The 7,686-nt window shown below is 60.5% G+C and carries 9 protein-coding genes; 2 read left to right on the top strand and 7 right to left on the bottom strand.

Features of this window, described 5'->3' with window-relative positions; genetic code table 11:
• Nucleotides 1-89 precede the first annotated feature (89 nt).
• From A7K61_RS16745 to A7K61_RS16720, 6 genes are all read right to left on the bottom strand, one after another.
• Nucleotides 90-830, bottom strand: coding sequence for a hypothetical protein (locus A7K61_RS16745; protein ID WP_047712077.1), 741 nt, complete (start codon nt 828-830; stop codon nt 90-92).
• Between the two features lie 56 nt (nt 831-886).
• On the bottom strand, nt 887-1,267 hold the full coding sequence (locus A7K61_RS16740) for a RidA family protein (protein WP_003176922.1): 381 nt from the start codon (nt 1,265-1,267) through the stop codon (nt 887-889).
• A 24-nt stretch (nt 1,268-1,291) separates the two neighbouring features.
• A complete protein-coding gene (spoT, locus tag A7K61_RS16735; protein ID WP_003195510.1) occupies nt 1,292-3,397 on the bottom strand; it encodes a bifunctional GTP diphosphokinase/guanosine-3',5'-bis pyrophosphate 3'-pyrophosphohydrolase in 2,106 nt (701 codons plus the stop codon).
• A 60-nt stretch (nt 3,398-3,457) separates the two neighbouring features.
• Complete coding sequence (gene rpoZ, locus A7K61_RS16730) at nt 3,458-3,721, bottom strand: DNA-directed RNA polymerase subunit omega (RefSeq protein WP_003195508.1); 264 nt, start codon at nt 3,719-3,721, stop codon at nt 3,458-3,460.
• Between the two features lie 167 nt (nt 3,722-3,888).
• On the bottom strand, nt 3,889-4,509 hold the full coding sequence (gene gmk / locus A7K61_RS16725; RefSeq protein ID WP_003195506.1) for a guanylate kinase: 621 nt from the start codon (nt 4,507-4,509) through the stop codon (nt 3,889-3,891).
• Between the two features lie 10 nt (nt 4,510-4,519).
• A complete protein-coding gene (locus A7K61_RS16720; RefSeq protein WP_003195504.1) occupies nt 4,520-5,383 on the bottom strand; it encodes a YicC/YloC family endoribonuclease in 864 nt (287 codons plus the stop codon).
• A gap of 287 nt (nt 5,384-5,670) precedes the next feature.
• Here A7K61_RS16720 and rph point away from each other — a divergent pair, with 287 nt between their 5' ends.
• A complete protein-coding gene (gene rph, locus A7K61_RS16715) occupies nt 5,671-6,393 on the top strand; it encodes a ribonuclease PH (protein ID WP_003195497.1) in 723 nt (240 codons plus the stop codon).
• Nucleotides 6,394-6,415: 22 nt separating this feature from the next.
• Nucleotides 6,416-6,784 carry a DUF4870 domain-containing protein gene (locus tag A7K61_RS16710; protein WP_044269858.1) on the top strand — a complete coding sequence of 123 codons (369 nt, stop codon included), beginning with the start codon at nt 6,416-6,418 and terminating at the stop codon, nt 6,782-6,784.
• Nucleotides 6,785-6,843: 59 nt separating this feature from the next.
• Here the strand turns inward: A7K61_RS16710 and A7K61_RS16705 are convergent, their stop codons facing one another.
• Entirely contained in the window at nt 6,844-7,623 is a 780-nt protein-coding gene (locus A7K61_RS16705; RefSeq protein WP_003195493.1) for an exodeoxyribonuclease III, read from the bottom strand.
• Nucleotides 7,624-7,686: the final 63 nt, after the last annotated feature.

Here is a 7,686-nt window from a genome sequence, read left to right as displayed (position 1 = left end):
GTACGCGGTCGAATCCAACATCCTGGTCGGCTGTCAGGCCGTCTTCGCAGGCAAGCCAGCTCCCACATTTTGATCAAGTGAGGCTTTTCTTACTTTTCAAGCAACCATTGGCGAGGGCCAGGCGTGAACTGGGGCACTTCATCGGCCTGCGCAGTATTGATCGCCTGGAAGATCTCCAGTTGCTCACCCTTGCGCGCGAAGATCCAAGGGTTGCCCTGGCCGTTCAGTTGCAGCCAGATGCTGTCATAGCCGCCGCTCATGGAGGCGCAGTCGCCTGCCAGGCAGAGTGAATAACGATCAACCCCCGGTAGGCCGGCGACCTTGCCGTCTGCCTGGAACTGCACCGTGGCGCCGCTGCCGGTGCCGTCGCTGATCTTCCAGTCGCCGCCCATGTAGGCCGCGTACAGTGCGCGTTCGAAGTTGGCGCCCAGTGGCGCGCCTTCTGGGGCCGGGTCTTTGGCGCGGGCAAACAGCTGCTCGGGCTCATTGTCGTTGGCCACTTGCAGCAGTTGCTTGCCTTTGCGCTTGAGTTCGGTGGCAGAGCTGCCATAGAAGTCCACGTTCCACGCGCCGGGTTTTTCACCCGACAACTTGCCTTCCGCTACTTCAAAACCGTTGTAGTAGCGCGCCTGCAAGGCCTTGGTGTTGACCTCCCACTCAAGGTTGGGGCCATAGGACTGCAGGGCTTCACGCAAAGGGCCGCCTTTGGCTGCCGCGTCGATGGCGGCCTGGTTGATCCAGGTGCCGCTCACATCCAGGTCGGCGGGGTTGCTGGCACAGCCGCCGAGCAGCAGGGCGAGCAACGAGGAGGCTACAAGCGCTTTGCGCATTACGAAATCCTTCTGAAACGAAGTCGGCGCAGCCTGTTGGAGCTGCGCCGGGTGTTTTACTCGATGACCAGAATGGCGTCCATCTCAACCTGTGCGCCCTTTGGCAAGGCGGCAACGCCGATGGCGGCGCGGGCTGGGTAAGGTTGTTCGAAGTACTTGCCCATGATCTCGTTGACCTTGGCGAAGTGGCTGAGGTCGGTGAGGAAGATGTTCAGCTTGACGATGTCCTTGAACGAACCACCGGCAGCTTCAGCCACGGACTTGAGGTTTTCAAAGACCTGTACGGTCTGGGCTTCGAAGCCTTCAACCAGTTCCATGGTCTTTGGGTCCAGCGGGATCTGGCCGGACATGTAGACGGTGTTGCCCGCCTTGATCGCCTGGGAATAAGTGCCGATGGCAGCTGGAGCTTTATCGCTGGTGATAACTGTCTTGGTCATGAATGACTCCTTGTAATGGATCGGTTATGCACGCATGCGGGTGATGCGGATCACACCGGTCAAGGCGCGCAGTTTTTTGATCACGCGGGCCAGGTGCACGCGGTCGTGCACGCTGACCACCAGCTGGACCACGCTGATGCGACCATCGCGTTCGTCCATGCTGATTTTCTCGATATTGCCGTCGGCGGCGTTGACGCTGCTGGCCAGCAGGGCGATCAGGCCGCGCTGGTGTTCCAACTCCACCCGCAGCTCGACATTGAATTCGCCGGTGACATCCTTGGCCCACGAGAGCTGGATGCATTTTTCCGGGTTGTGGCGGATTTCGGTGATGTTGCGGCAGTTGTCCAGGTGCACCACCATGCCTTTGCCGGCAGACAAGTGGCCGACAATCGGGTCGCCCGGGATCGGCGTGCAACATTTGGCGTAGCTGAGTACCAGGCCCTCGGTGCCGCGAATCGCCAGCGGGCCTTCAGGGCTCGGCAGCTGTTCGCCTTCGCCCAGCAGGCGGCGCGCAACCACGTAGGCCATGCGGTTGCCCAAGCCGATATCTTCCAGCAGGTCTTCGATGGTTTCCTGGCGGTACTCGTGGAGCATCGCTTGCACGCGCTCTTGCGGGATCTTGTCCAGGGCGCTGTCGAAGCCGTTGAGCACCTTGTTCAGCAGGCGTTCGCCCAGGCTGATGGACTCGGAGCGGCGCTGCAATTTCAGGGCGTGGCGAATATGCGTACGCGCCTTGCCGGTGACCACGAAGTTGAGCCAGGCCGGGTTCGGGCGAGCGCCCGGTGCGCTGACGATCTCCACCGTGGAGCCGCTTTGCAGCGGTTCGGACAGCGGGGCCAGGCGCCGGTTGATGCGACAGGCGATGCAGCTGTTACCGACATCGGTGTGCACCGCGTAGGCAAAGTCGACCGCTGTGGAGCCTTTGGGCAGCTCCATGATCCGGCCTTTGGGCGTGAACACGTAGACCTCGTCCGGGAACAGGTCGATCTTCACGCTTTCGATAAATTCCAGGGAGTTGCCGGCACGTTGCTGCATTTCCAGCACGCCCTTGACCCATTGGCGCGCACGGGCATGGGTGCCTTTGGGCTGCTCGTCGCCGCTGGACTTGTACAGCCAGTGGGCGGCGATGCCGTTGTTGGCCATCTCTTCCATTTCGCGGGTGCGGATCTGGATCTCGATCGGCACCCCGTGCATGCCAAACAGCGTGGTATGCAGGGACTGGTAGCCGTTGGCCTTGGGAATTGCGATGTAGTCCTTGAAGCGGCCCGGCAGGGGTTTGTACAAATTGTGTACAGCGCCCAGCACGCGGTAGCAGGTATCGACCTTGTCGACGATGATCCGGAACGCATACACGTCCATGATCTCGTTGAAAGCCCGACGCTTGCCGCGCATCTTCTTGTAGATGCCGTAGATGTGCTTCTGCCGGCCGCTGACCTCGCCCTCGATCTCGTCGATCGCCAGGCAATGGCTCAGAGACTCTTCGATCTTGTTGACGATTTCCTTGCGGTTGCCCCGTGCGCGCTTGACCGCCTGGTAGATGCGCGCCGAGCGCATGGGGTGCATGGCTTTAAAGCCAAGGTCTTCGAATTCGATACGAATGGCGTGCATGCCCAGCCGGTTGGCGATGGGCGCATAGATTTCCAGGGTTTCCTTGGCGATGCGTCGGCGTTTTTCGCCGGACAGCACTTCCAGCGTGCGCATGTTGTGCAGCCGGTCAGCCAGCTTGACCAGGATCACCCGAATGTCTCGGGCCATGGCCATGGCCATCTTCTGGAAGTTTTCCGCCTGGGCTTCGGCCTTGGTCTCGAAGTTCATCTGGGTCAGCTTGCTGACCCCATCGACCAGTTCGGCCACGGTTTCGCCAAATTGCGCACTGAGCGCTTCCTTGGCAATGCCGGTGTCTTCGATCACGTCATGCAGCATCGCGGCCATCAGGCTCTGATGGTCCATGTGCATGTCGGCAAGAATATTGGCCACCGCAAGAGGATGGGTGACATACGCCTCACCGCTACGGCGGCGTTGGCCGTCGTGGGCTTGTTCGGCGTAGAAATACGCTCGGCGAACCAGGTTGACCTGGTCGGCGCCGAGGTAGGCCGATAAGCGATCGGCGAGGGCGTCTATGCTCGGCAAAGTGTGAACTCCTGCCGATGGCTGTGACCCCGCGCCGTGCTACGTCGACCAGGCATAGGCTTAGACGTCCTCGTTGGACTCGCCTTCGAACGCTGCAAACAGCGGTTCGTCTTCAACGATTTCGGCGTTGGCGATGAACTCGTAGCTCATCAGGCCTTCAGCGATTTCACGCAGGGCTACAACGGTAGGCTTGTCGTTTTCCCACTGGACCAGGGGCTCTTTGCCGCCAGTGGCCAGTTGACGGGCACGCTTGGTAGAGAGCATGACCAGCTCAAAGCGGTTATCCACGTGTTCTAGGCAGTCTTCAACGGTTACGCGGGCCATGGTATTCCTCGGAGCGAATGCAAGATGCGCGCTGCCCGGTTGGGCGAGCGGACTGAGCAGTTTAAAAAATCACCAGCGTTTAGGGAAGCGCTGATTTTTCGCAGGCCTTCGCAAAACCGCTACAAGTGCCAATGTAAGGCCCTTGCAGCCGTTTTGGGAAGAGCCAATCAGCCGAGCAATTCGGCGAGTAATTTGCCGAAACGTTGCTGTTGGCGCTTTTGCTGCAGTTGGTTGGCGCGGAAAATCGCCTTCAAATCGTCCAGTGCGTGGGCAAAGTCGTCATTGATGATCAGGTAGTCGTAGTCGACGTAGTGGCTCATTTCGCTGACGGCCTCACGCATGCGGCCCTCGATGATCTCATCGCTGTCCTGGCCGCGGTTGGTCAGGCGCTGGTGCAGGGCTTGGAGCGAGGGCGGCAGGATGAAGATGGAGCGCGCCTTGGGCATCAGCTGGCGCACTTGCTCGGCGCCCTGCCAGTCGATTTCCAGGATCAGGTCGTGGCCTTCGTCCAGGGTCTGTTGCAGGTGGCTTTGCGAGGTGCCATAGAGGTTGCCGAACACTTCGGCGCGCTCCAGGAAGTCACCGTGCTCGATCATCTTGACGAACTCGGTCCGCTCTACGAAGTGATAGTGCACGCCGTCCACTTCGCCCGGGCGCATGGCGCGGGTGGTGTGGGAGACCGAAATGCGGATCTGCTCGTCGGCGTCGGTCAAAGCCTTGACCAGGCTGCTTTTGCCCGCGCCCGAAGGGGCGGAAATGATGTAAAGGGTGCCGGTGCTGTGGGTCATGGAGGGTGCCTTACTCAATGTTCTGTACTTGTTCGCGCATTTGCTCGATCAACACTTTGAGGTTGACCGCCGCCGTGGTGCTGCGCGGGTCGAACGCCTTGGAGCCCAGTGTATTGGCTTCGCGGTTGAGTTCCTGCATCAGGAAGTCCAGGCGCCGACCGGCGGCACCGCCGGACTTGAGTACGCGGCGCACTTCAAGGATATGGGTGCTCAGGCGGTCGAGTTCTTCGGCCACGTCGCTCTTCTGCGCGAGCAGGACCATTTCCTGTTCCAGGCGCGTCGGGTCGAGGTCGGCTTTCATGTCGGTAAAGCGGTCGAGGACCTTCTGGCGCTGGGTGGCGAGCATCTGCGGTACCAGTTCGCGCAGGGTCACCACGTCGGCTTCGATCGACGTCAGCCGCTCGTTGATCAGGCGCGCCAGCTCGGCGCCTTCGCGCTCGCGGCCGGCCTTGAGTTCCTTAAGGCCCTGGTTGAACAGGGCGAGGGCTTCGGCATTCAGGGCCTGCGGGTCGGCCGCGTCGGCCACCAGCACGCCGGGCCAGGCCAATACTTCCAGAGGGTTCAATGCGGCCGGCTGCTTGATCAGGCCAGCGATGGTTTCGGCCGCGGCCACCAGTTGGGCGGCGCGGTCGCGGTCAACCTGCAGCGGCTTGCCGGTGGTTTCTTCGGTAAAGCGCAAGGTGCATTCCAGCTTGCCACGGGAGATGCCCTGGCGCAGCGCTTCACGCACCGCTCCTTCGAGGTCGCGGAACGACTCTGGCAGGCGCAGGTGCGGCTCCAGGTAACGGCTGTTGACCGAGCGCAGTTCCCAGCTGAGGGTGCCTTGGGCCCCGGCTTTTTCGACACGGGCGAAGGCGGTCATGCTGTGCACCATGGAGGTACCTCGCGTTGGATAAATAGAAATTGACCTGGCCGACCTGTAGGAGCGAGCTGGCTGGCGAAGAACGCAAGGGCACCGCGTTGAATCAGGAAGGCCCCGTAATCGTTGACGTTTTTCGCGAGCAGGCTCGCTCCTACCGTCTGGAGGCGCAGGATTGTAGCGCAGTGGGAGGGGGTCACCCAAACCCGGGCATTGGTAACCGGATTTTTTAGAAGTGCCCCGAACCGGTTCGCGGCTCTATAATGCTCGGCAGTTTTTCGTCCTCAGTACAGGTATCCCCTATGAAACGTCCAAGTGGTCGCGCTGCCGATCAGCTCCGCTCGATCCGCATCACCCGCAACTACACCAAACACGCCGAGGGATCTGTACTGGTCGAGTTTGGCGATACCAAGGTCATCTGCACGGTCAGCGTCGAAAACGGCGTGCCGCGCTTCCTCAAGGGCCAGGGCCAGGGTTGGTTGACCGCTGAATACGGCATGCTGCCGCGCGCCACTGGCGAGCGTAACCAGCGTGAAGCCAGCCGTGGCAAGCAAGGCGGGCGCACCCTGGAAATCCAGCGCCTGATCGGCCGTTCCCTACGTGCCGCTCTGGATATGTCCAAGCTGGGTGACGTCACCCTCTACGTCGATTGCGACGTGATCCAGGCAGATGGCGGCACCCGCACGGCGTCCATCACCGGCGCCATGGTGGCCCTGGTCGACGCGCTGAAAGTGATCAAAAAACGCGGTGGCCTGAAAGCGGGTGATCCGCTCAAGCAGATGATCGCCGCTGTATCGGTCGGTATGTACCAGGGCGAGCCTGTGCTGGACCTGGACTACCTGGAAGACTCGGCTGCCGAGACCGATCTCAATGTGGTCATGACCAGCACCGGTGGTTTCATCGAAGTGCAGGGCACTGCCGAAGGCGCGCCATTCCAGCCGGCTGAGCTGAACGCCATGCTGGCCTTGGCCCAGAAGGGCATGACCGAAATCTTTGAATTGCAGAACGCCGCGCTGGCTGACTGAGTCGGCCCCAAGGAGAAGCACCATGAATGACAGCCAGTTGCCAGTTCCGGCACCGTCCAAGGAAGTACGCCAGTGGGCAATGTTGTGTCATTTCGCGGCATTCCTGGGGTTGGTATTTCCCTTCGGCAGCCTGCTGGGGCCGTTGATCCTGTGGCAGTTCAAGAAGGACATGGACCCGCTCGTCGATGACCAGGGCAAGGAAGCGCTGAATTTCCAGATCACCGTGGCGATCGCCTGGCTGGTGTGCCTGTTGTTGGGCTTTGTGGTGGTCGGCTTCTTGCTGATGACCGTGCTGGTGATGGGTGCGTTGATTCTGACGATCATCGCCGGTATCAAGGCCAACAAAGGCATTGCCTATCGCTATCCGTGGACCTGGCGCCTGGTCAAGTAACCGAGCGGCCACAAAAAAACCGACATCACTGTCGGTTTTTTTGTGCCTGGAGAATGACCTCAGATGGTCAATGTCCAATCGTAGTCCACGATCAGCGGCGCGTGCTGCGAGAAGCGCGGCTGGCGCGGCAGGCGTGCGCTACGTACGAACCGGCGCAGGCCAGGGGTCAGCAGCTGGTAGTCGAAACGCCAGCCAAGGTTGAGCATCTCGGCCTGTTCGTTATCCGGCCACCAGCTGTACTGGTCGCCTTCGCGGCTGACTTCGCGCAGGGCATCGACATAGCCCATGTTGCCGACAATCTCGTCCATCCAGGCGCGTTCCGGCGCCAGGAATCCTGGGGATTGCTGGCTGTCGCGCCAGTTCTTGATATCCAGCTTCTGTTGCGCCACGTACAGCGAGCCACAATAAATGTACTCACGACGTTTGCGTCGCTGTTTATCCAAGTAACGGGCGAAATCGTCCATTAGCTTGAATTTCTGGTTCAAGTCTTCATCGCCGTTCTGCCCGGAAGGAAGCAGCAAGGTCGCGATGCTGACCTTGTCGAAATCGGCTTGCAGGTAACGCCCGTAGCGGTCGGCTGTCTCGAAGCCGAGGCCGCTGATGACCGCCTTGGGTTGCAACCGCGAGTACAAAGCCACGCCACCTTGGGTGGGCACTTCGGCATCGCAGGCATAAAGGAAGTAGCCATCCAGTTGGAAGGCTGGGTCGTCCAGTTCAAAGGCGGAGGCACGGGTGTCCTGCAGGCAGATGACGTCGGCATTCTGTGCTTGCAGCCAACTGAGCAAACCACGCTCGACTGCAGCCTGAATACCATTAACGTTCACACTGATGATCCGCATAAATGGCCCCAAAAATCGCGTGCGTGTATGATACACGCCGTCCACCCAATTAGCTAAATCCGT

This window comes from Pseudomonas sp. AP42, from assembly GCF_001728935.1.
GTDB classification, from domain to species: domain Bacteria; phylum Pseudomonadota; class Gammaproteobacteria; order Pseudomonadales; family Pseudomonadaceae; genus Aquipseudomonas; species Aquipseudomonas lactis.
This window is presented reverse-complemented; position numbering and strand designations above follow the sequence as displayed.

Coding starts and splice junctions, on each gene's coding strand:
- gmk (WP_003195506.1), bottom strand. CDS start 4,509: ATGACCCACAGCACCGGCACCCTTTACATCATTTCCGCCCCTTCGGGC.
- rpoZ (WP_003195508.1), bottom strand. CDS start 3,721: ATGGCCCGCGTAACCGTTGAAGACTGCCTAGAACACGTGGATAACCGC.
- A7K61_RS16705 (WP_003195493.1), bottom strand. CDS start 7,623: ATGCGGATCATCAGTGTGAACGTTAATGGTATTCAGGCTGCAGTCGAG.
- A7K61_RS16720 (WP_003195504.1), bottom strand. CDS start 5,383: ATGGTGCACAGCATGACCGCCTTCGCCCGTGTCGAAAAAGCCGGGGCC.
- A7K61_RS16745 (WP_047712077.1), bottom strand. CDS start 830: ATGCGCAAAGCGCTTGTAGCCTCCTCGTTGCTCGCCCTGCTGCTCGGC.
- rph (WP_003195497.1), top strand. CDS start 5,671: ATGAAACGTCCAAGTGGTCGCGCTGCCGATCAGCTCCGCTCGATCCGC.
- A7K61_RS16740 (WP_003176922.1), bottom strand. CDS start 1,267: ATGACCAAGACAGTTATCACCAGCGATAAAGCTCCAGCTGCCATCGGC.
- A7K61_RS16710 (WP_044269858.1), top strand. CDS start 6,416: ATGAATGACAGCCAGTTGCCAGTTCCGGCACCGTCCAAGGAAGTACGC.